The following is a 20839-nucleotide window of genomic DNA, read 5'->3' as shown; positions in this document are numbered from 1 at the left end:
CTGGGTGGTTCAGCTCTGGGTGGCCATCCATTCGTTGACGCGGCGCTCGGCTTCTTCGCGCGAGACATTCTCTACCTTGGTCAGCACCGCCCAACGGTGGCCGAAAGGGTCGAGGACGACGCCGAAGCGGTCGCCGGTGACGAAGGTCTGCGGCTCCTCCGCACTGCGGGCGCCGTTCTCGATGGCCCGCTTGATCACCGCGTCGACATCGGGGCAGTAGTGCACGATCGAGGTGTGCACCCATTCGCCGTTGGGAGCCAGCACATTGTTGTCCGGAATGGGCATGCCCAGTTGCAGAGTCGAGTCGCCGATCTTCAGTTCGGCGTGTGCGGGCTGGCCGTCGGGGAGATCGTTGCGGCTGATCACCTCGGCCTCGAAGACGTTGGTGTAGAACTCGATTGCCTTATTGCCGTCCGGGACGGCCAGGAAGCAGGTGATGGAGTGGTAGCCGTCGGCGATGGGGTTCACGGTGTTGCCTGTTTCGCTCATGCCGATAAGCTTCGTCGAGCGCGGCGAAGTGGTCTTGTAAGAAAGCGACAGCCGTGACCGGCGCAGCCGACGGGCCGGTTCCGGTGCCCGCGCTCGACAATGTGAAGGGCATTCTGCATCCCGATGAGCAGGCCAGACATCGCTCGCTGGCGCGGTTGTCGGCCGGGCCCGCGGTCGGGCGGTTCGTCGAGTGGTATTGGTCGGTGCGCTGGGATCTGACCGGTCGGCCGCCGTACTATGCCGAGGTGCTGCCGTTCCCGTGCGTGAACGTCACCTTCGAACGCACCGAAACCCGCACCGGCGGATTCGTCAACGGCGTCTGCACCACAAAGTTCGTCCGGGAACTCAGCGGCGCGGGGGAGACTTTCGGCGCACGTTTTCGCGCCGGTGGATTCGGTGCGTTCACCGGATTGGATGTCGGTGCGTTCCGGGACACCGCCGTGCCGCTCACGGACGTGCTGCCCGAGGCCGCCGGGCTGGCCGAGCGTGTATCAGCCGAATCCTCGGATATCAAGCGCCGCAGCATAATCGAGGATTTCCTCATCGGTCGGAAGGCCGCGACGGATCCCAACTACCGACTGGTGCTGCGCATCGTCGACGCCATGGAACAGGACCGAGAACTGACCAGGGTCGATCAGGTCACCGATCGGTTCGATATCCCGATCCGCACATTACAGCGGATGTTCCGGCGCTATGTCGGCGCCGGACCGAAATGGGTGCTGCGCCGATACCGGCTCCAGGACGGCGCCGATCTACTCGCGCGCGGACGCATCGAAGATCTCGCCGCGCTGGCAACCGAGCTGGGTTATTTCGATCAAGCGCATTTCTCGCGTGAGTTCACCGCGGAAGTCGGAATGGCTCCACTGGAATATGCCAAGAATTCGCTACGCTCCCGTAACGAGGTGACTTCGAAGGTCGTCCCCACCAGAATGTAGTTTGCAGGACCGCTCGCGTTCGACCCATTCGAGCACGAATCGGAATCGGCCCGCCACATCGGCGAATGAGGAGTTCGTGATGGATGTCTTGGTGTTGATAGGGCGAATACTTTTCGTGGTGTTGTTCTTCAGTTCCGCGTTCGGGCATTTCACGCAGACCGATGCGATGACCGATTATGCGCGGAGTCGCGGGCTGCCGCAGCCGCGGGTCGCGGTGCGAGCGGGCGGGGTCGTTCTCGCGGTGGGCGGCCTCAGCGTGCTGCTCGGCGTATGGGCCGACCTCGGGGCACTGTTGCTGGTGATCATGCTGGTGCCGACGGCATTCCTGATGCACCAGTTCTGGAAGGAGACCGATCCGCAGGCCCAGCAGGGCGAGATGATCCATTTCAACAAGGATCTCGCGCTCGCTGGCGCTTCGCTGATGTTGTTCGCCTTCTTCGCGCATGTCGACGAACTCGGATTGACCATCACCGGACCGCTTTTCACCGGTCTGTAGATACGACCGGATTTGCGCTGATCGCGCCCGATATTGTGAGCCGTAAAGACGCCTACGGCATTTTCGGGTCGACAGAGTTCCATCGCGGTTACTGCGGCACCGGGTAGATGGCGTCCGTCCGGCCGGGTACGTTCTTACCCGTCCCGGTCGGGCCGACATTGCCGCCGTATAGCGGTCACGGTCGGGTATATGTGATGGATATCCCAGGGAGGCAAGGGCGTTCGCGCCGGTTGTGATGGATCACAAGTCGCGGACCCCCGAAATTAGATCCGCCCAGGTCGCAAAGGTCCTGCGGCATTCGCCGGGTGAACCTGTGTCGGTAAACCCAGAACTCCCGAAGTGTGACGTGTTGCGATTTCTGCTATTTCCGGTCGATTTGCCGCTATGGTCGACCCCAGTCGCCGCGCTGGTGCCACGACTCCACGTGGCACCGGCGCAGGCACCCGACACCACATAGTTGGAGGAGAAAGCCGTGAGGGAGCGAAGCGAGCGAACCATGGGCGCAGCGCCGGAGGCGGTCATGGGCGCAGCGCCGGAGGCGGTCATGGGCGCAGCGCCACAGGCGGTCATGCCGGAGCCGAGCGCTGGCGAGGTGGAGGCATGACCGCCTACCGGACCATTGTCGTCGGTACCGATGGCTCGGACTCGTCGTACGTCGCCGTCGACAAGGCCGCTTCGCTGGCCGCCGCCGCGGGTGCCACCCTGGTCGTGGCCTGCGCGTATTACCCGACCGACGATCGCGATGTGGCCGCCGCCGCCGATGTGCTCAAGGACGAGGCCTACCAGGTGCGCGGCTCCGCGCCCACCAGTGAGATCCTGCGAACCGCCCGCGACCGCGCGACCGCTGCGGGCGCCGAGCAGATCGTCGAGCGTGCGATCGTTGGTGAGCCCGTCGAATCCCTGCTCGCGCTCATCAAGGAGGTCGAGGGCGATCTGCTGGTCGTCGGTAACCGCGGCCTGAACACACTGGCCGGCCGGTTGTTGGGTTCGGTGCCCTCGGATGTGGCGCGCAAGTCCCGCTCCGATGTGCTGATCGTGCACACCGTCAGGTAAGCAGTAGAGCCGAAGCGACAGCCGCACATTCCCTGGAGCGTGCGGCTGTCGTCGTCAGTCCAGTGCGCGTCGATCGAGTGCGCTGAGCACCGGTGGCAGGTCGCCGGTGTGCACCACGCCGAGTCGCTGGGTCGCCCGGGTCAGTGCCACGTACAGGTCGTTCATCCCACGCGGCGATTCGTCGATAATCCCCTGGGGTTCCACCAGATAGACCGCGTCGAATTCCAGGCCCTTGACCTCGTGCACCGTGAGCACACGGACGGATTCGCCCGCCAACTCGGCGAAGTCCGCGACAATCTCGTGCGGTGTGATGACGGCCGTGGTACCGGGGCCGGTCTCCGCTGCTACCAATTGCGCTACCGCACTGCGCAATTCGCTCGCATCGACGGCATGGGCGCGGGGCCGGACATCCGTCTCCCGAACTGACCGCGGCACCGACGTCGCCGGATCGATCTCGGCGAGCACATCCGCCGCGACCGCCATGATCTCCGCCGGGGTCCGGTAGTTCACGGTCAGCTCGGTGAGCTTCCATCGTTGTGCCACATAGGGTTCCAGCATCCGCTGCCAGGACGAGGCGCCCGCCGGATCGCCGGTCTGCGCCACATCGCCGACCACAGTGACCCAGCGATTAGGTATGCGGCGCATCACCATCCGCCAGGCCATCTCCGAAAGTTCCTGCGCCTCATCGACGATCACATGGCCGTAGGTCCAATTGCGGTCACCCGCCGCGCGTTCCGCGGTGGTCTGTCGATTGCGCACATCCTGACGTTCGGCCAGCTGGCCGGCGTCGATCAGGTCGTAGGCCATCAGGATCTCCGGATCGAGGTCGTCCTCGAGATCCTGTGGCGCGGAACCGGTCAGGATGTCGAGCGCGTCCTGCGCCTCGGCCAATTGGGCCCGCCAGCGACGGCGGGCGCGTTCGCGTTCCTCGGTGTCGTCGATGCCGAGTAGTTCGGCCAGTTCGTCGAGCAGTGGTGCGTCCGGCGCGCTGAATTCGCCGTTGTCCGAACGCGCGAGTTCGGCTCGGTCGGCCGGATCCAGACTGCTCGCGGCCCGGTCGAGTCGCTTCGGATCGGCCAGCAGATCCGCGAGCACCTCCTGCGGCGACAGGATCGGCCAGAGCTTGCCGATGGCCGCCTGGATCTCCGGATCGGCGCGCATTTCGTCCCGGATCTCGGCGAGATCGGTTCGGCTGAGCAGACTTTCCTTACCCGCCCCGTCGGCTGCGCCTCCTGCCATCCCCCGGTCGCCGCCGGACAGATCCGCGCCCATGGTCTGGGCCAGTTGTTCGGTGAGCGCGTCGATGACCGAGGAGGCGAAGATCGGCCGGGCCAGATTGTGCGGACGCCGCGAGGAGCGGGCGCGACCACGCGCCTTGGTGGCGATCTTGCGATCGAATGTGACCGGATAGCCGTCGAAGGTGAGGCGGACCGGTTCGGCGGGCACCTCTTGACGGTCCCGCACCGCCTGCTTGAGCACCTCCAGCATGGCCAGCGAGCCCTTGACCTCTCCGGCGCGCAGCGAATCCTCGCGGGTGGCCTTCACTCCCGGATACAGATCGCCGATGGTGGACAGCAGCACGCCGGTCTCACCGAGCGATGGCAGCACCTGACCGATGTAGTCGAGGAAGGTGGCGTTAGGACCGATGATCAGCACTCCGCTCTTGGCCAATTGCTGACGGTAGGTGTAGAGCAGATACGCCGCGCGATGCAGTGCGACGGCGGTCTTACCGGTGCCCGGACCGCCTTGGACCACCAGCACGCTCTTGTGCTCGGAGCGAATGATCGCGTCCTGCTCGCTCTGGATGGTCTCGACGATGTCGTTCATATGGCCGGTGCGCGCGGCATTGAGCGCCGAGAGCAATGCGCTCTCGCTGCCGACCCCGCCCTCACCATCGGTCACACCCGCGGTCCGAGCGGCGTCGAGGTCCAAGTACTCGTCATTGATGGCCGTGACCCGACGATTGCGGGACCGGATATGTCGTCGCCGGACCACCCCGTCCGGGGCGGCGGTCGTCGCCAGATAGAACGGACGGGCCAGGGGCGCGCGCCAATCCAGCAGCAGCGTCTCGTAATCGTCCTTCTCGTCGAGGATGCCGAGCCTGCCGATGTAGCGGTATTCGCCTTCTACCTCACCGTCGAGGTCGATACGGCCGAAACACAGGCCGTGTTCGGCGGCGTCGTATTTGGCCAGATCCTCGGAATAGAGCTGGCTGAAGGATTCGCGTTCGGTCCGGGCCTGCGGGGTTCCGCCGGTTTCCAGCAGCACGGTGCGCAGCCGTTTCGTGGCGTATTCGCGCATATCGTCGAGTCGTTCGTAGAGCACGGACAGGTAGGCCTGCTCCAGGTCGATCTCGCGGTTCCGCTCGGGTGTGCCGTCGTGCGCGGCACGATCCTGAGTGAGGCGGTCGGGCAAACTGAACTCCTTGTCACCGCGATGAGCCGGTGCACACGCAGGTCACGGTGCACGCGAACGCCATTGAAAACAGAGTTATCGAGTCTACTGCTGGTTCGGCGGGCTCGCTGTAACCGCAGGTAGCGGGTCCGTGGCCAGGACCGGCGTGAAATGTTGGACGACGGGGAACGGTTCGTAGAAGTGATGCAGCAGTTGCTTCCAGCGCTGATATCCGGCGGACCCGCGGAAGCCATCAACATGGTCGCTCAACTGTTCCCATCCCACCAACAGCAAATATGTGTCGGGCGCCTCGACGCACCGGGACAGCGATAGCGACCGGAAGCCCTGCATACTCTCGATGATCGGCCTGGCCTCGGCGAACGCTGCCTCGAAGGCCGCCGACTCGGCGGGGCGGACGGGCAACAGCGCGTGTTCGATGATCATGGAACCCTCAGGAAGCGTGCGTATTATTCGGTCTGCGGCCCAGGCTGGTGCCTTCCCGATGGCCGGTCGGCTTGGCGCGGTACATTGCCAGATCGGCGTCGTGCAGCACCGCCTCGGGCGTGCGGTTGTCGCCCTCCGCGAGTTCGGTCACGCCGATCGAGGCGTTCACCTCGATCCGGTGCCCGCGCGCGATGATCGGCTCGGACATGGTCGAGCGCAGCCGCTCGACCAGCGAGTCGAGATCGACGCGTCGGGTCCGGCCGGACAGCAGTACCAGGAATTCGTCGCCGCCGAGCCGGCCGACCAGATCGGTGCCGCGCAGTGCGCGCTGCAACCGCTGGGCCACGATCTGCAGCACGGTATCGCCGATCGCGTGGCCGAGGGTGTCGTTGATCACCTTGAAGCCGTCCAGGTCGATGAACAGCACCGTCGAGACCGGCAGATCCTCGCTGGCGGCCAGCGCATTGGCGAGTTGGGACAGGATCAGTGAGCGGTTGGCCAGACCGGTCAGTGAGTCGTGTGTGGCCTGGAACTCCAATTGCCTTCGACTGGCCCGGAATTCGGTGATGTCGGCGAAGGAGGACACTGCGGATGATTCCGGATCGCCCGGATTGAGCAGCCGCGAGCTGCCGGAGAGCCAGCGACGCTGACCGTCGTGCCGGTCGACGCCGAAGATGTATCCGGTGATCGTTTCGCCGGTCGCCAAGGTGCGTGCGAGCGGATGTCGGCTCGGCGGCAGCGGCTGGGCATTCGCGTCGAGCAGGATCAGCGGCAGTTCATCGATGGTCGCTCCGATGAGTTCACCGGTGCGTTCGTCGGTGCCGAAGATCCGCACGGCCGCGGGATTGGCCGATTCGATGCGGCCGTTCCGGTCGATCACCACCACGCCCTCCTCCAACTGCGAGACCACCGTGGTGAAGTGCTGTTCGGCGCGGCGCTGAGCGGCCTCGGCGGCGCGCTGGGCGGTGAGATCGTGGATGACCACCTGATAGGCGAGGTGGTCGTGCCATGCGGTGAGCACCGAAACCGTCTCGACCGGGACGATCTCCCCGTCGACCCGGATCAGCTCCATCTCGGTGGGATCGGAGGCGGCGCCCGCGGTGGTCAGCTGGCTGATGCGGTCCACCATGCCGGATACCGAATCGGGATGGACGAACTTGGTCAGCGGTTGGCCGATCACCTCGTCGGCGCTGTCGGCGGCCAGCATGCGCGCGGTGGCCTGATTGGCGTAGACGACGGTGCCGCGCTCGTGCACGACGATCCCGTCCGGGGTGTGTTCGACCAGGGACCGGTAGCGCTGAGCCAGCTGCTCGGCGTCGACCCCGACGTCGTTGTCCTGATCCACTCCGAACCCCCGATCATCGACCCGATCATGGCCATTGGAACATGGGATTATTCTGGTCTCGACGTGTACAAGATCACATCGTCGACGCTATTGCTTCGCTCACAGTCCGGCCACTTCATCCGCCGCTATCTGGTGATCACTACAGAACCCGGATTTGTGAACATTTCTCGAGCCGAATGTCGCTTCGGCCCCGGGAGCCGGTGAACGAGCGATGCCATGCCGGGTACCAACCCGAACAGTGAAAAGCACCATCAAGATCATATGACGATCGCCGGGATCGGGGCGGTCAGCGGGTACGGCTGGGGTCGGGAGACGCTCTGGCAGGGACTGCTGAGCGGGAAATCCGCGGCCTCGCTACAACCAGGCTACGGCTTCGGCTTCGCTCGGCATGGGCGGCAACAATTCGATGGTCGTGCTCGGTCCCGTCGACTGCGGCCGTTTACGGAAGCGGCACCGACCAGGACAATTTCGTTCCCGGCATGCCCTCTGTTTCGTGCATACCCGCCACCGCGGGGCCGATGGTGAACTGCCCGTCCGACTTATCGGCCCGCTGCTCCAGATTCCGCAATCCGCTGCGGATCACGTGATTCGGGATGCCCCAGCCGTCATCGGTGACCACGATGGTCAGATCATCGGCCACGCTGATCTCCACCGAGACGGTCGCCGCGCCGGAATGCCGCACCGCATTGCTCACCGCCTCACGCACCACCGCCTCCGCGTGATCGGCCAATTCGGCCTCCAGCACCGACAGCGGTCCGGTCACCTGCACGGTGGCCCGCAGCGGCGAATCGGTGGTCTGCTGACGCACCGCATCCTCGATCCGCTGCTGCAATTCGATACTGCCGCCATTGCCGCCGTGCAGATCGAAGATGGAGGTGCGGATCTCCTGGACCACCTCCTGCAGATCATTGATGACCGTCGAAAGATGTTGGCGCACTTCGGGTACGTCGGCGCGCGGTACCGCGCTCTGCAGAGTGAGCCCGATGGCGAACAGCCGCTGGATCACATGGTCGTGCAGGTCGCGGGCGATGCGGTCGCGGTCGGCGAGGATATCGAGTTCGCGCATTCTGCGCTGGGTTTCGGCCAGTTGCATCGCCAGCGCGGCCTGGTCGGTGAACGCGTTGGTCAGCTCGACGAGTTCGTCGGGGTAGGGCGGTGAGCCGATGGGACGCACGGTGACCAGCGCGCCGAGGGTGGCGTCGGGTGTGCACAGCGGCAGGATCAGCGCGGGCCCGACATCGTGCAGTGGGACGCCGAGGTCGATCAGGGCGGCATCGTCGAAGCGCAGCGGTGTGCGGCGGGTGAAGGCCTCGCCGAGTGCGGTGCCGTCGGCGTCCACGATCAGTCCGTCGAATCCGCTACCCGGACCGGACCATTGGGTAATGACGAGTTCGGAGACCGCGGCGAGTTGGCGTTGCGGTACCGCGGTGCTGGCCAGGAACGATTGATGTGAGCCGGTCAGGGTGCGCGCATGGTCGACGACGTGGGCGAGCACCAGATCGGGTTCGGTGCCCGCGAGGAATTCGGTGGCGATATCGCGGGTGGCCTCGATCCAGGCCTGTCTGGTGCGCGCCGATTCGTAGAGCCTGGCGTTGTCGACGGCGATGCCGGCCGCGGCCGCCAGCGCCTGCACGAGTACATCGTCGTCCTCGGTGAACGGCTGACCATTGGCTTTCTCGGTGAGGTAGAGACTGCCGAAGACCTCGTCACGAATGCGCACCGGGACGCCGAGGAAGGTGTGCATCGGCGGGTGGTGTTCTGGAAACCCCACGGACGCGGGGTGTTTCGAGAGTTCGTCGAGGCGAAGCGGTTTGGGTTGGGTGAACACCTCGCCGAGTACGCCGTGTCCGGCGGGAAGCCGGCCGATGCGCTCTCGGATGGTGTCGTCCATGCCTTCGTCGAGGAACTGGGTGACCTGCTGCTCGTGTCCGCGTACGGCGAGCGCGCCGTAGCGGGCGTCGACCAGGCTGGTGGCGGTGTGCACGATGGCGCGCAGCGTTTCATCGAGATCGAGGCCGGAGGTGACGGTCAGCATCGCCTCGACCAAGCCGTCCATCCGGTCGCGGGAATCGATGATCAGCTCGACGCGTTCCTTGACCTCCGACAGCAGCTCCCGCAGCCGAAGTTGCGACAGCGTGTCGCGTACCGAATAGAGGCCGCTGCCCAGCTCTTCGGTCATAACGGCATCCTGTTCTAGCAGGCGCGTAATAGCGCCTACGCCAGTCTAGTTGGTCGATCGAGGACTTTCGGCCCTGTTCGCGATGGCGTAGCGGTGATGGCATGGTCGCACACCGGGAATAGAAAGTAGGGTTGTCCTATGAATTCGCCGTTGCGTTCGTCTGAGCTGTGGGCCACTGCCGCCGACCCCGAACTCGCCGTGACCACCCGGGGGGCGGTGCCGCCCGCGGATGTGACCAGGGCGGTGCGGGGCATCGGCCGGGTACTGCGCCGGCACCATCTCGACGCAGCGGCGCGGGTGCGGGTGACCGCGCCGGTGGATTCGGAAGAACCCACGTTGGTACAGGCCAACATTCGCATACACGACACCCCGACCCGCGTGCAGGTCACCGGTCCGCGCGGCTTCGCGGTGACCTTCGCGGTGGAACGGCTGGACCGTCAGATCGCCCGGCTGGCGACCAAACAGTCACGCGAGTGGCCCGATCCGGCGCGTCCGCCCCTGGCCAGGGTCACCGAGCCGCGCCCGATCGTGCGGAGGAAGCACTGCGCGTTGCTGACCGGTACGCCCGCCGAGGCGTCGGCGGTGATGGATGCGATGGATTATGACTCGTACCTGTTCATCGATGCCGAAACCGGTGAGGACGCCCTGGTGAGCTGGGCCGATCCGGTCGGCATCCGGCTGACCAGGCAGCGCACCACACAGCCGCCGCAGGCTCCGGCGCCGCGGCCGCTCACGGTGAATTCCCTACCCCTGATCATGGATTCGGATCCGGCGCCGGTCCTGATCGAGGAGGCGGCGGTGACCCGGCTGTGCCGCAAGGGATTGCCGTTCCTGTTCTTCACCGATGCCGACAGCGGCCGCGGCCGCCTGCTGTACCGCCGCTACGACGGGGATCTCACCGTCGTCGTTCCGGTCGAAATTCGCTAGCTCTCGCGCAATTTGGAGGCCAGCACCGCGGCTTGGGTGCGCCGTTCCATGCCGAGTTTGGCCAAAAGCCGGGAGACGTAATTCTTGACGGTCTTCTCCGCCAGGAACATTCGCGCCGCGATTTGTCGATTGGTCAATCCCTCGCCCAGTAGTGCGAGCAGTCGGCGTTCCTGCTCGGTGAGACCGGCCAGCGGCCCGTCTTTTTCGGTGCTGGAACGTAGCCGGGCCTTGAGTGCGGCCGCCGCGCGGTTATCCAATAGCGAACGCCCGGCGCCGACCTGTTTGATCGCCGCGGCCAATTCCATGCCCTTGATGTTCTTGACGACATAGCCGCTCGCGCCTGCCAATATCGCGTCCAACATGGCATGTTCATCGGTGTAGGACGTCAGGATGAGGCAATGCAAATCGTCGATTTCGGCGAGCAGGTCGCGGCACAGTTCGATGCCGTTGCCGTCGGGAAGTCGGACGTCCAGTACAGCCACATCGGGTCGCAGAGCGTGAATGCCCGCCATGGCGTCGGCGACATCGCCGGCCTGGCCGATCACGGTGAGTTCCGGATCGCTCTCCAGCAGGTCGACGAGGCCGCGCCGAACGATCTCGTGGTCGTCGACGAGGAACACTGTGATCACGCGACCTCCTGTGTGGTGCAGGGGATCTCGTGCGCCCCGGCGTTTGGTCCTACCCGACAAGGTATCCCTCGGCGGGCCGCACCGGTATGTCGGGAACGACAATTTCGAGTAATGGCGACTTGAATTTACCGACGAGCGCTATCGAAACACCGAAAGAAACCGACCGCTTGAATGGCATTGTGCGCATCGGGGTTCCGGGTATGCTGAGGCCGGAGTCATTCATAGCGGTCTTTGGTAGCGCGGCCTTGGAGGGCCCATGCATAGTTATGTCGAACAATGACATATTCAGCGACGCTCGATTTCGGCAATGTTTTCGGTCCGCCGCGGAGCTGTCCCGATTGTGGTTCGCATGCTATAGGCACCTTCGTCGACCACCGGGACGCCCTGTTCCGATGCGGAGAATGCGGCGTGCAATGGCGGTTCGCACATGGCCGCGCCATTCGAGAGTTCCCAGCTATCGATTCCCCAGCTATCGATTCCCAGCGGGGACCCGAAGACGCGTGGACGTGTCCATGAAGATCGGACTGTTCGTGCCGCCGTGCGTGCCCGCGCTGGTGGCTACATCGCCTTCGTCGGCCGGATGAATGCGGAAAACGGGCGCATCCGGCGGTCTGGATCGGCTGGCGCGCCGAAAACTGGTGATGATCACCAAGATCCGCGAACCGGAGCAGTGGCGCTACTACACTGGGCGGGTGCGTCCACTGATGGGAGCCGACGACCCCGAACCGCGTGAGGTGCCACCGGCGCCTCGGGTAGCGACGAGCCGGGCCGTGCTGCCCACGCCGGTCGCTTGACGAGCCCATGGGGTGACGGCGGCGATCCCGGGGCACCCCGGGCGGTCGCCGGGGTCACCCTGGTCGAGGGCTCGACCTTCTGCATCAGCGAGGACGGCGGTGTCATCAGCCCGAATCGTGCCGAGGGATTGTTCGTGCGCGATACCAGGGTGCTGTCGCGGTGGCGGCTGACCGTCGACGGGTTGGCGCCGCAACCGCTCACTGTCCAGCACACCGAGCCCTACAGCGCGACGCTGCTGGCCAGGACGCCGCCGCGGCCCGGACGCGCCGACAGCACGGCACTGGTGACCGTCGCGCGGTATGTCGGCGACGGTATGCGCGATGACGTGACCGTCCGCAATCTCTCCGGGGCGGCGATCAGCTGTGTGGTGGTGCTGGAACTCGATGCCGATTTCGCCGATCTGTTCGAGGTGAAGGAAGGGCGGATCGGCGACAGCGTGGTGGTCACCAAGAGCAAGGCGACGGCGGGCACGGTCGAGATCAGCCGGACCGATCTGCCGCTGGCGGTGACGGTGACCGCCGCGGGGGCGACCGCGGTCGATCGCGAATTGCGCTGGCAGGTCGAGCTGCCAGGGCGGGGGGAGTGGTCGGTGTGCATCCAGTACCAGCCGACGCTCGGTTCGGTGGTGACGCCGCGGCATCAGTGTGGGAATCCGATCTCGCACAGCGCGCCCGCACTGCGGATGCGCGAATGGTACGAGAATTCGCCGTCGGTGCAGACCGACGATCAGACACTCGCTGAGGTACTGCGCCGCGCTGTCGTCGATCTCGGCGCACTGCGCATCTTCGATCCAGGTCATCCGGAACGGGCGGTGGTCGCCGCGGGCGCGCCGTGGTTCATGGCGCTGTTCGGGCGGGACTCGCTGCTCACCTCATGGATGGTGTTGCCGCTGGACCGGCGGCTCGCCGTCGGCACGCTGCAGAGTCTGGCGGGTCTGCAGGGCGGCGAGGTGCGCGCCACGACCGAGGAGGAGCCGGGAAAGATACCGCACGAGGTGCGGTTCGGGCGGGCGGCGACGTCGCTGCTCGGCGGTGACACCGTGTACTACGGAACCGCCGATGCCACACCGCTTTTCGTGATGTTGCTCGGTGAGTTGCATCGGTGGGGACTGGACGCCGAGACCAGGAACGAGCTGCTTCCGCACGCGGATCGGGCGCTGGAGTGGATCGAAAACTTCGGTGACGCGGACGGCGACGGATTCGTCGAGTATCAGCGCGCGGCCGAGCACGGTTTGGCGAATCAGGGGTGGAAGGACTCCTGGGACGGGGTGAACTTCGCCGACGGCAGGCTGCCCGAGGCGCCGATCGCGCTCGCCGAGGTGCAGGGATATGTGTACGCCGCGTATGTGGCCCGGGCGGCGCTCGCGGCCGATGTCGGCGATCACCCGACCGCGGATCGGTTCCGTGCCAAGGCGGCGGCATTGAAGGAAGCGTTCAACAAGACGTTCTGGTTGCCCGAGCACGGTTGGTTCGCCATCGGTCTGGACGGGGACAAGCGACCGATCGACGCGCTGACCTCGAATATCGGGCACTGCCTGTGGACCGGGATCATCGACGAGGACAAGGCGCGGCCGGTCGCGGATCACCTGCTGTCGCCGGAGATGTTCAGTGGGTGGGGTATCCGCACCTTGGCGACCGATATGGGGGCCTACAACCCAGTGAGCTATCACAACGGTTCGGTCTGGCCGCACGACAACGCGATCTGCGCCGCCGGACTGATGCGCTACGGCTTCACCGAACATGCCAACCGTGTGATCGACGGGGTTCTCGACGCGTCGACCCGCTTCGGCTATCGACTGCCCGAGCTCTTCAGCGGTTTCGACCGCGCGGAGTTCGACGCGCCGGTGCCGTATCCGACCTCCTGCTCGCCGCAGGCGTGGGCGTCGGCGGCGCCGCTGCTTTTCATGCGGAGCATGTTGCGGTTGGAGCCGGGCACCGGCTCGGCGTCGGTCGCGCCCGCCGTGCCGGACCGGTATCTGCCGTTACGGGTGAGCGGGGTCCGGGTGGGGTCCGATGTGCTCACCGTCACCGTGGACAATGGGGGCTGGCAGCTCAGCGGATTGGCTGGAAAGCTGCGTCGATCCGACTCCTGACCTGGACCGATGACCGGGGAACCCGGCGTGCGACGAAACTTGTCGGTGGGTCGGCCTAGCATGGCGCTGGGGGTATCACGTCTGTTGGACCGACACGATCGAGAAGGGACACCTGGTGGCGGAACGCCTCACTGTGCGCGGAGCTCGGGAGCACAATCTCAAGAGCATCGACCTCGATCTGCCCCGCGACAGTCTCATCGTGTTCACTGGTCTATCCGGTTCGGGCAAATCCAGCCTCGCCTTCGACACGATCTTCGCCGAGGGGCAGCGCCGCTATGTCGAATCGCTGTCGGCCTACGCGCGCCAATTCCTCGGGCAGATGGACAAGCCCGACGTCGACTTCATCGAGGGCCTTTCGCCTGCCGTTTCGATCGATCAGAAGTCGACCAACCGCAACCCCCGATCGACGGTCGGCACCATCACCGAGGTCTACGACTACCTGCGTCTGCTGTACGCGCGCGCCGGTACTCCGCACTGCCCGGTCTGCGGTGAGCTGATCGCCAAGCAGAGTCCGCAGCAGATCGTGGATCAGGTGCTCGCCATGGAGGAGGGCATCAAATTCCAGGTGCTCGCGCCGGTGGTGCGCACCCGCAAGGGCGAATTCGTCGATCTGTTCGACCAGTTGAACAGCCAGGGCTATTCGCGCGTCCGGGTCGATGGCGTGGTGTATCCGCTCGCTGATCCGCCGAAGCTGAAGAAGCAGGAGAAGCACGACGTCGAGGTCGTGGTGGACCGGCTCCAGGTGAAGTCGAGTTCCAAACAGCGCCTTACCGATTCGATCGAGACCGCGCTGCGGTTGGCCGACGGCATCGTGGTACTGGACTTCGTCGACCGCGACGAGCACGCCCACGATCGCGAGCGCCGGTTCTCCGAACGCCTGGCCTGCCCCAATGGTCACCCCCTGGATATCGAGGATCTCGAACCGCGCTCGTTCTCGTTCAACTCGCCCTACGGCGCATGCCCGGACTGCACCGGACTCGGCATCCGCAAGGAGGTCGATCCGGAACTGGTGGTGCCCGATCCCGAATTGAGCCTGGCCGAGGGCGCGATCGCACCGTGGTCGCGCGGACAGACCGCCGAATACTTCACCCGGCTGCTGTCGGGTCTGGCCGAATCCATCGGATTCTCCATGGATACGCCGTGGCAGGACCTGCCGCCGAAGGCACGCAAGGCGGTGCTGGAGGGCAGTTCGGATCAGGTGCACGTCTCCTACACCAACCGGTACGGCCGAAAGCGTTCGTATTACGCCGATTTCGAGGGCGTGATGCCGTTTCTGCAGCGGCGTATGGAGAGCACCGAATCCGAGCAGATGAAGGAGCATTACGACGGGTATATGCGCGATGTGCCGTGCCCGGTGTGCAACGGTGCTCGGCTACGTCCGGAAATTCTGGCCGTCACCATCGCCTCGGGCGGTGCGAAGAAGTCCATCGCCGATGTGAGCGAATTGTCGATCGGTGATTGCTCGGCATTCCTGAATGCCTTGACGCTGGGGGAGCGGGAGACCGCCATTGCCGGGCAGGTGCTCAAGGAAGTGCAGGCGCGCCTGGGCTTCCTGCTCGATGTCGGATTGGAGTATCTGAGCCTGTCGCGGGCCGCGGCGACGCTGTCCGGCGGTGAGGCGCAGCGCATCCGGTTGGCGACCCAGATCGGATCCGGGCTGGTCGGTGTGCTGTATGTGCTCGACGAACCGTCGATCGGTCTGCACCAGCGCGACAACCGGCGGCTCATCGAAACGCTCACGCGGCTGCGGAATCTCGGCAATACGCTGATCGTGGTCGAACACGACGAGGACACCATTCGGGCCTCGGACTGGGTGGTCGATATCGGTCCGCTGGCCGGTGAGCACGGTGGTGAAGTCGTGCACAGCGGTCCGTATCAGGAACTGCTCACCGACCCGAAATCGCTGACCGGCGCATACCTTTCGGGCCGCGAACGCATCGAGGTGCCGATGGTGCGGCGGCCGGTGAGCAAGAAGCGCCAGCTCACCGTGGTCGGCGCGAACGAGCACAACCTGCGCGATATCGATGTCAGCTTCCCGCTCGGCGTGCTCACCGCGGTCACCGGTGTTTCCGGTTCCGGTAAGTCCACGCTGGTCAACGACATTCTCGCGACCGTGCTCGCGAATAAGCTGAACGGTGCGCGGCAGGTGCCGGGCCGGCACACCCGAATCAACGGCCTCGATCATCTGGACAAGCTCGTGCAGGTGGACCAGTCGCCGATCGGCCGGACGCCACGCTCGAATCCGGCCACCTATACCGGCGTATTCGACAAGATCCGGACCCTGTTCGCGGCAACCACCGAGGCGAAGGTCCGCGGCTATCAGCCCGGCCGGTTCTCGTTCAATGTCAAGGGCGGCCGCTGCGAAGCATGTTCGGGTGACGGCACTTTGAAGATCGAGATGAACTTCCTGCCGGATGTGTATGTTCCGTGCGAGGTCTGCCACGGTGCCCGGTACAACCGGGAGACGCTCGAGGTGCACTACAAGGGCAAGACCATTGCCGAGGTGCTCGATATGTCGATCGAGGAGGCCGCCGGTTTCTTCGAGCCGGTCACCTCGATCCACCGCTACCTCAAGACCCTGGTCGACGTCGGCCTGGGCTATGTGCGACTCGGCCAGAGCGCGCCGACTCTCTCCGGTGGTGAGGCACAGCGCGTCAAACTGGCGGCCGAACTGCAGAAGCGCTCCACCGGACGCACCGTCTACATCCTCGACGAGCCGACCACCGGCCTGCACTTCGAGGACATTCGCAAGCTGCTGCTCGTCATCAACGGCCTGGTGGACAAGGGCAATACGGTCATCGTCATCGAACACAATCTGGACGTCATCAAGACCTCCGATTGGGTGGTGGATATGGGTCCCGAGGGCGGCTCCGGCGGCGGTACGGTCGTCGCCGAAGGCGCCCCGGAAGATGTTGCGGCAGTTGGCGACAGCTACACGGGCCAGTTCCTGAAGGAGGTCCTGGCAGGGTCCGCCGCGACCCAGCCCAAGGCTCCGGCCAAGAAGGCAGCGGCGAAGAAGGCCCCGGCCAAGAAGGCCGCCACGAAGGCGACGAACAATTCCGCGGCTACCAATGCGACGGCTACCAAGGCGACGGCTGCCAAGATTCCGGCACCGAATGCCGCCGCGGCGAAGCGCGCATCGCGAAAGGCCGCCGCGCTGCGCTGATATGTTGGACAACCGGTGAACGGCGGCTCGCCGAGCGTAGTGATATGGCGGTCGAATTCGCTGTGGGCGACCACCATTCGACTACGTTCGACGCAAACGCTGGGTCTGGGTCACCGAGATGGCCGCGCGCACGCGCAGCGGCGGCACGGATCGCCCCGCGCTGCTCGCGGCCCACCCGGGCGGCATCTCCGCGGTTCCGGGCGGGCCGCATCGGCGTGCCTACGAGCTCCGAGCTGGACCGAACCACCGCGTCAATGCGTTCCGGAGTCGGTCATCTTCGGCACCGACTTCGCCCGCCCATGCCACATATCCGTCCGGTCGGACGAGTAGCGCGTCAGCGGGCGCGTCCGGACAGGTCGCGATGACGGTGTCGACGCAGTCGTTCCAGTCGCCCGCGATATCGGCGAACCCGCTGTTCTCGGTCAATTGGACCAGTACAGCTTGTGCCGAGTGGAGTAGATCGGCGATACGCGTTCGGCCTTCCGAGGTTTCGAGGATGAGGTCCGGGACCATGCGTCCGGACAGTGGGTGCGGATCGCCGATGTCGTAGCGGATATCGGATCCGGCCAGCAGATGTGCGATATGTCCAGCGCTTTCCGGTGCTTTGAGAAGTTCGCCCATGAACTCGCGCAGCGCGGTGACCTCCGGACCGGGCGCCATCAGTGCGAGCTGGGACAGTGAGTGCATCATTACGCGCTCGCCGACCGGGTATCGCTCGGAGTGATAGGTGTCCAGTAGTCCCACCGGTGCCCAACCGTTCACCTGTGCGGCGAGCTTCCAACCGAGATTGGCCGCGTCCTGCAAACCGAGGTTGAGGCCCGGGCCACCCATCGCCGAATGCACGTGGGCGGAATCGCCGAGCAGGAACACATTTCCGTTGCGATAGCGTTCGGCCAGTCGAGTGTTCTGGCCTTCGGTACGGCGCAAGGCGTGCGGGCCGGGTCCGGGCGGTGGTGCGATCGGCAGGTCGACACCGAGCACCCGCCGCAGACTTACGCGTAGTTCGTCGAGCGTCATCGGCGTGTCCTCCGGTACCGGATCGCCGTCGAACTCCATGGTCCCTACCAATGGGCGGCCGCTTTCGAGCTCCGCGAAGATGAACATGCCACGTTCGAGTCGGTTATGTCCGAAGGGGAGTCGCCCGAGGCCGGGAATCAGGATGCCGCCGTCTCCAGTTCGCAGTTCCTCCGGCACGCTCACATGTGCCATCCGGACCAACTTCGATGCGTTTGTGCTGCCGGGGAATTCGATTCCGGTGTGTTTGCGGACGAAGCTCTTGCCGCCGTCAGCCGCGACCAAGTACGTGGTGGTCAGGTCGTACGCGCGGTCGGGACCCGTCACTGTGACGGTCACGCTCCCGTCCCGCTGGACCAGATCGGTCAGCTCATGGCCCCAACGGATTTCGATACCGTGTTCGCGTGCCCTCTTCTCCAACAGGCGAACCAGTTTCGGCTGGGGGATGGGCAGCGCGTACATCGGATTGTTCGCGACTTCGGCGAATGACACCGGCATCCCACTGAACAGATAGCCGGGCACCGGCTGCGGAGCGCCCGGCGCGCCGCCGAATTCGTGGTACAGGCCGCGCATATCCAGCAGCCGAATCACCTGGCCGACAAGGCCGTTCGCTTTCGGCTCGGTGCTTGGCTCGCTCAGTTTCTCCAGCACGATGGGACGCACGCCGGCCAGTGCGAGTTCGCAGGCGAGCATCAACCCGTTCGGTCCGGCACCGGAAATGACTACGTCGAAAGAGTTTTCGGGCATGACAAATACACCTCTTGTTGCCGTTGAAAAGTGAGTGTGCGGTGAGTCAGCCGTTGACGGAAGGCGCGGGAAGTCCCGCGGCTACCTCGTCGATGGCTTGTCGTAGCAGTGTGGTGAGCAATACCGGCGGCTCCGCGTACACATAGGTCGCGGTAGCGGCCTGGTAGATCGCGCCGATCGCGCCGACGACGAGGCGGGGATACAGATCGCGGGCCGCGTCGGTTCCGGTGCGTGCCGCGATCGCCTCGATCCAGTCGTCGGATACCGCCTTGGACACCGCGGTTCGGGTCTCGGGTGCCTCGAGCAATTCGCGAACGACCGCCAGTTGCCGCGCGGTCGGCAGGTGGTCTCCGGCGCCGTCGGCCTCGAGTGGTTCGAGGACTGCCGCGGTGATCGCGGCCCAGAGCGGCTCGTCCACGGGCCGGTTCCGCAGTGCGATCAGACTGCGCTGGATCCGCTCGGTCTGCCGGTAGGCCAGCGCCTCGTGCTTACCGGTGAAGTAGTTGTTGAAGGTGCGGACCGACACGCCCGCGCGGTCGGCTATGTCCTCTCTGGTGATATTGGCCAGTCCGTGTTCGAACGCCAGGTCGAGCGTCGCGTCGCTGAGTGCCTTGCGGGTGTCGAGTTTCTTGCGCTCGCGAAGGCCGAGGACTTGCTCATCTGGCATGACACCAGAGTACGACGAAACTTGCCCGGCGGGCAATGTTTCCCGGTGGGCAAATTTAGCTAGGCGTAGACCGGGCCGGTGTACTTCTCGCCCGGACCCTTGCCCGGCTCGTCCGGATGCGCCGATGACTCGCGGAAGGCGAGCTGCAACGACTTCAGGCCGTCGCGATACGGACCGGCATGCGGACCGAAGTATTCGATAGACGAGGTGACCAGCCCGGCGAGCGCGGTGATCAGGCGGCGCGCCTCGTCCAGATCGCGGCGCGGACTGTTGTCCGGGTCCTCGTCGGCGAGTCCGAGCTTTTCCGCTGCCGCGCTCATCAGCATCATCGCGGCGCGGCTGATGATCTCGACCGCGGGGATTTCGGCCAACTCGCGGACGTCGGTCGCATCGGATACTGCCTCGTCACTCATGAGCACGAGGATGGCATCGTGGTGGTCGGGCGCGGTCGCCGGGGCGGGGCGATTCGGCGATAGCGAGTGGGAATGTTAGACTTTTCGCTGACGACCGCCCCGGCTTGCCCGGGGCTGATAAGTGGAGCCCGACTCCCACCGTTGCCGACGAGCGATCGTACGGTCGAACGGTCCGGTCCCCCGCCCTGCCTGGGCGGGTTTCTTGTGCGGAGGGTCCTCGGCGAGGACGATCACGGACAAGGTCGAACACGTGCATGCTCGTGTTCGAAGGCCGGTCGACTCGGGCCCCGTGGCGGAATACCGCAACGGGGCCTTTGTGTTGAAAAGGGGTTGCCGTTATTGCGTGCGGTCGTCTGACGACACCGCTTGACCTAGGAGGCCCCATCAGCACTGAGACCCGCATCAACGATCGCATCCGCGTTCCCGAGGTCCGGCTTATCGGACCGGGTGGTGAACAGGTTGGGATCGTGCGTGTTGAAGATGCACTACGCGTCGCCCTCGAGGCGGATCTCGACTTGGTCGAGGTCGCGCCGGATGCCCGTCCACCGGTCTGCAAGATCATGGACTACGGCAAGTTCAAGTACGAGACGGCGCAGAAGGCGCGCGAGTCTCGCAAGAACCAGGTGCAGACCGTGATCAAGGAGCAGAAGCTCCGTCCCAAGATCGACGACCACGACTATGAGACCAAGAAGCGCAACGTTGTTCGCTTCCTCGAGGCCGGCTCGAAGGTCAAGGTCACGATCATGTTCCGCGGTCGTGAGCAGTCGCGTCCCGAATTGGGCTTCCGGCTGCTGCAGCGTCTGGCCTCCGACGTCGCCGAATTGGGTTTCGTCGAGACCTCCGCCAAGCAGGACGGTCGCAATATGACCATGGTCCTCGCACCGCACAAGGGTGCGAAGACGCGGGTGAAGGCGCAGGAGGATTCGCGGGCACCGCGTCCCGCCGCCACCGAAGCGCCTGCCGCTCCCGCACCTGCCGCGGGCGCACCGGTCGCCGAACAGGTCGCGCCGGCCGACCCGCAGTAATACCGATCAGAAAACCGGTGGTCCGACGA

General features: G+C 65.2%; 18 protein-coding genes. 9 read left to right on the top strand and 9 right to left on the bottom strand.

Going from position 1 to position 20839, the window contains the following annotated elements; translation table 11 throughout:
* Nucleotides 1-9 precede the first annotated feature (9 nt).
* Entirely contained in the window at nt 10-489 is a 480-nt protein-coding gene (locus tag ACQPXH_RS22460; protein ID WP_433598502.1) for a VOC family protein, read from the bottom strand.
* A 53-nt stretch (nt 490-542) separates the two neighbouring features.
* Between ACQPXH_RS22460 and ACQPXH_RS22455 the strand changes: the two genes are divergently transcribed.
* From ACQPXH_RS22455 to ACQPXH_RS22440, 4 genes are all read left to right on the top strand, one after another.
* Complete coding sequence (locus ACQPXH_RS22455) at nt 543-1424, top strand: AraC family transcriptional regulator (RefSeq protein ID WP_433598501.1); 882 nt, start codon at nt 543-545, stop codon at nt 1422-1424.
* A 79-nt stretch (nt 1425-1503) separates the two neighbouring features.
* On the top strand, nt 1504-1920 hold the full coding sequence (locus ACQPXH_RS22450) for a DoxX family protein (protein ID WP_433598500.1): 417 nt from the start codon (nt 1504-1506) through the stop codon (nt 1918-1920).
* A gap of 472 nt (nt 1921-2392) precedes the next feature.
* A complete protein-coding gene (locus ACQPXH_RS22445) occupies nt 2393-2524 on the top strand; it encodes a hypothetical protein (protein ID WP_433598499.1) in 132 nt (43 codons plus the stop codon).
* A complete protein-coding gene (locus ACQPXH_RS22440) occupies nt 2521-2973 on the top strand; it encodes a universal stress protein (RefSeq protein WP_433598498.1) in 453 nt (150 codons plus the stop codon). The genes ACQPXH_RS22445 and ACQPXH_RS22440 overlap by 4 nt, the downstream gene beginning before the upstream one ends.
* A 54-nt stretch (nt 2974-3027) precedes the next feature.
* Here the strand turns inward: ACQPXH_RS22440 and ACQPXH_RS22435 are convergent, their stop codons facing one another.
* The 4 genes from ACQPXH_RS22435 to ACQPXH_RS22420 form a co-directional block, all read right to left on the bottom strand.
* Nucleotides 3028-5388, bottom strand: coding sequence for a HelD family protein (locus tag ACQPXH_RS22435; protein WP_433598497.1), 2361 nt, complete (start codon nt 5386-5388; stop codon nt 3028-3030).
* Between the two features lie 84 nt (nt 5389-5472).
* The gene (locus tag ACQPXH_RS22430; protein ID WP_433598496.1) at nt 5473-5811 is read right to left on the bottom strand and encodes an antibiotic biosynthesis monooxygenase family protein; all 339 of its coding nucleotides are present in this window, start codon (nt 5809-5811) and stop codon (nt 5473-5475) included.
* Between the two features lie 7 nt (nt 5812-5818).
* A complete protein-coding gene (locus ACQPXH_RS22425; protein ID WP_433598495.1) occupies nt 5819-7156 on the bottom strand; it encodes a diguanylate cyclase domain-containing protein in 1338 nt (445 codons plus the stop codon).
* Between the two features lie 439 nt (nt 7157-7595).
* A complete protein-coding gene (locus tag ACQPXH_RS22420) occupies nt 7596-9335 on the bottom strand; it encodes a sensor histidine kinase (RefSeq protein ID WP_433598494.1) in 1740 nt (579 codons plus the stop codon).
* 138 nt (nt 9336-9473) lie between these two features.
* On the opposite strand from ACQPXH_RS22420, the gene ACQPXH_RS22415 reads away from it, so the two are divergent.
* Nucleotides 9474-10262: a sigma 54 modulation/S30EA ribosomal C-terminal domain-containing protein gene (locus tag ACQPXH_RS22415; RefSeq protein ID WP_433598493.1), complete on the top strand. Its 789-nt coding sequence runs from the start codon at nt 9474-9476 to the stop codon at nt 10260-10262.
* On the opposite strand, the gene ACQPXH_RS22410 is transcribed toward ACQPXH_RS22415, so the two are convergent.
* Nucleotides 10259-10891, bottom strand: a complete 633-nt coding sequence (locus ACQPXH_RS22410) for a response regulator (protein ID WP_387295502.1) — start codon at nt 10889-10891, stop codon at nt 10259-10261. The two genes, ACQPXH_RS22415 and ACQPXH_RS22410, sit on opposite strands and share 4 nt — an antisense overlap.
* Nucleotides 10892-11475: 584 nt before the next feature.
* Here ACQPXH_RS22410 and ACQPXH_RS22405 point away from each other — a divergent pair.
* The 3 genes from ACQPXH_RS22405 (at nt 11476) to uvrA (ending at nt 16944) form a co-directional block, all read left to right on the top strand.
* Complete coding sequence (locus tag ACQPXH_RS22405; RefSeq protein ID WP_433598492.1) at nt 11476-11685, top strand: hypothetical protein; 210 nt, start codon at nt 11476-11478, stop codon at nt 11683-11685.
* Nucleotides 11682-13778 carry an amylo-alpha-1,6-glucosidase gene (locus ACQPXH_RS22400; RefSeq protein WP_433598491.1) on the top strand — a complete coding sequence of 699 codons (2097 nt, stop codon included), beginning with the start codon at nt 11682-11684 and terminating at the stop codon, nt 13776-13778. Before ACQPXH_RS22405 ends, ACQPXH_RS22400 begins: the two co-directional genes overlap by 4 nt.
* 115 nt (nt 13779-13893) lie before the next feature.
* On the top strand, nt 13894-16944 hold the full coding sequence (gene uvrA, locus ACQPXH_RS22395; protein WP_433598490.1) for an excinuclease ABC subunit UvrA: 3051 nt from the start codon (nt 13894-13896) through the stop codon (nt 16942-16944).
* A gap of 219 nt (nt 16945-17163) precedes the next feature.
* Here uvrA and ACQPXH_RS22390 read toward each other — a convergent pair whose 3' ends face one another.
* Genes ACQPXH_RS22390 through ACQPXH_RS22380 form a run of 3 tightly spaced genes read right to left on the bottom strand, consistent with a single transcriptional unit; the run spans nt 17164 to nt 19785 of the window.
* Nucleotides 17164-18705, bottom strand: a complete 1542-nt coding sequence (locus ACQPXH_RS22390; protein WP_433598489.1) for an FAD-dependent monooxygenase — start codon at nt 18703-18705, stop codon at nt 17164-17166.
* A gap of 46 nt (nt 18706-18751) precedes the next feature.
* Nucleotides 18752-19372 carry a TetR/AcrR family transcriptional regulator gene (locus ACQPXH_RS22385; protein WP_433598488.1) on the bottom strand — a complete coding sequence of 207 codons (621 nt, stop codon included), beginning with the start codon at nt 19370-19372 and terminating at the stop codon, nt 18752-18754.
* 59 nt (nt 19373-19431) lie between these two features.
* Complete coding sequence (locus ACQPXH_RS22380) at nt 19432-19785, bottom strand: DUF1844 domain-containing protein (RefSeq protein ID WP_433598487.1); 354 nt, start codon at nt 19783-19785, stop codon at nt 19432-19434.
* A gap of 338 nt (nt 19786-20123) precedes the next feature.
* Here ACQPXH_RS22380 and infC point away from each other — a divergent pair, with 338 nt between their 5' ends.
* The gene (infC, locus tag ACQPXH_RS22375) at nt 20124-20810 is read left to right on the top strand and encodes a translation initiation factor IF-3 (protein WP_433603537.1); all 687 of its coding nucleotides are present in this window, start codon (nt 20124-20126) and stop codon (nt 20808-20810) included.
* The last annotated feature ends 29 nt before the right edge of the window (nt 20811-20839 follow it).

It is taken from the genome of Nocardia sp. CA-135953 (genome assembly GCF_050955735.1).
Classification (GTDB): domain Bacteria; phylum Actinomycetota; class Actinomycetes; order Mycobacteriales; family Mycobacteriaceae; genus Nocardia.
Note: the sequence above shows the minus strand (reverse complement) of the source record. Positions and strands in the feature narration are given on the sequence as shown.

Bases quoted from the DNA above. Each gene is read 5' to 3' on its own strand.
- ACQPXH_RS22460 (WP_433598502.1), bottom strand. From the start codon at position 489: ATGAGCGAAACAGGCAACACCGTGAACCCCATCGCCGACGGCTACCAC.
- ACQPXH_RS22380 (WP_433598487.1), bottom strand. From the start codon at position 19,785: ATGAGTGACGAGGCAGTATCCGATGCGACCGACGTCCGCGAGTTGGCC.
- ACQPXH_RS22385 (WP_433598488.1), bottom strand. From the start codon at position 19,372: ATGCCAGATGAGCAAGTCCTCGGCCTTCGCGAGCGCAAGAAACTCGAC.
- ACQPXH_RS22390 (WP_433598489.1), bottom strand. From the start codon at position 18,705: ATGCCCGAAAACTCTTTCGACGTAGTCATTTCCGGTGCCGGACCGAAC.
- ACQPXH_RS22430 (WP_433598496.1), bottom strand. From the start codon at position 5,811: ATGATCATCGAACACGCGCTGTTGCCCGTCCGCCCCGCCGAGTCGGCG.
- ACQPXH_RS22420 (WP_433598494.1), bottom strand. From the start codon at position 9,335: ATGACCGAAGAGCTGGGCAGCGGCCTCTATTCGGTACGCGACACGCTG.
- ACQPXH_RS22405 (WP_433598492.1), top strand. From the start codon at position 11,476: ATGCGGAAAACGGGCGCATCCGGCGGTCTGGATCGGCTGGCGCGCCGA.
- ACQPXH_RS22415 (WP_433598493.1), top strand. From the start codon at position 9,474: ATGAATTCGCCGTTGCGTTCGTCTGAGCTGTGGGCCACTGCCGCCGAC.
- ACQPXH_RS22440 (WP_433598498.1), top strand. From the start codon at position 2,521: ATGACCGCCTACCGGACCATTGTCGTCGGTACCGATGGCTCGGACTCG.
- ACQPXH_RS22450 (WP_433598500.1), top strand. From the start codon at position 1,504: ATGGATGTCTTGGTGTTGATAGGGCGAATACTTTTCGTGGTGTTGTTC.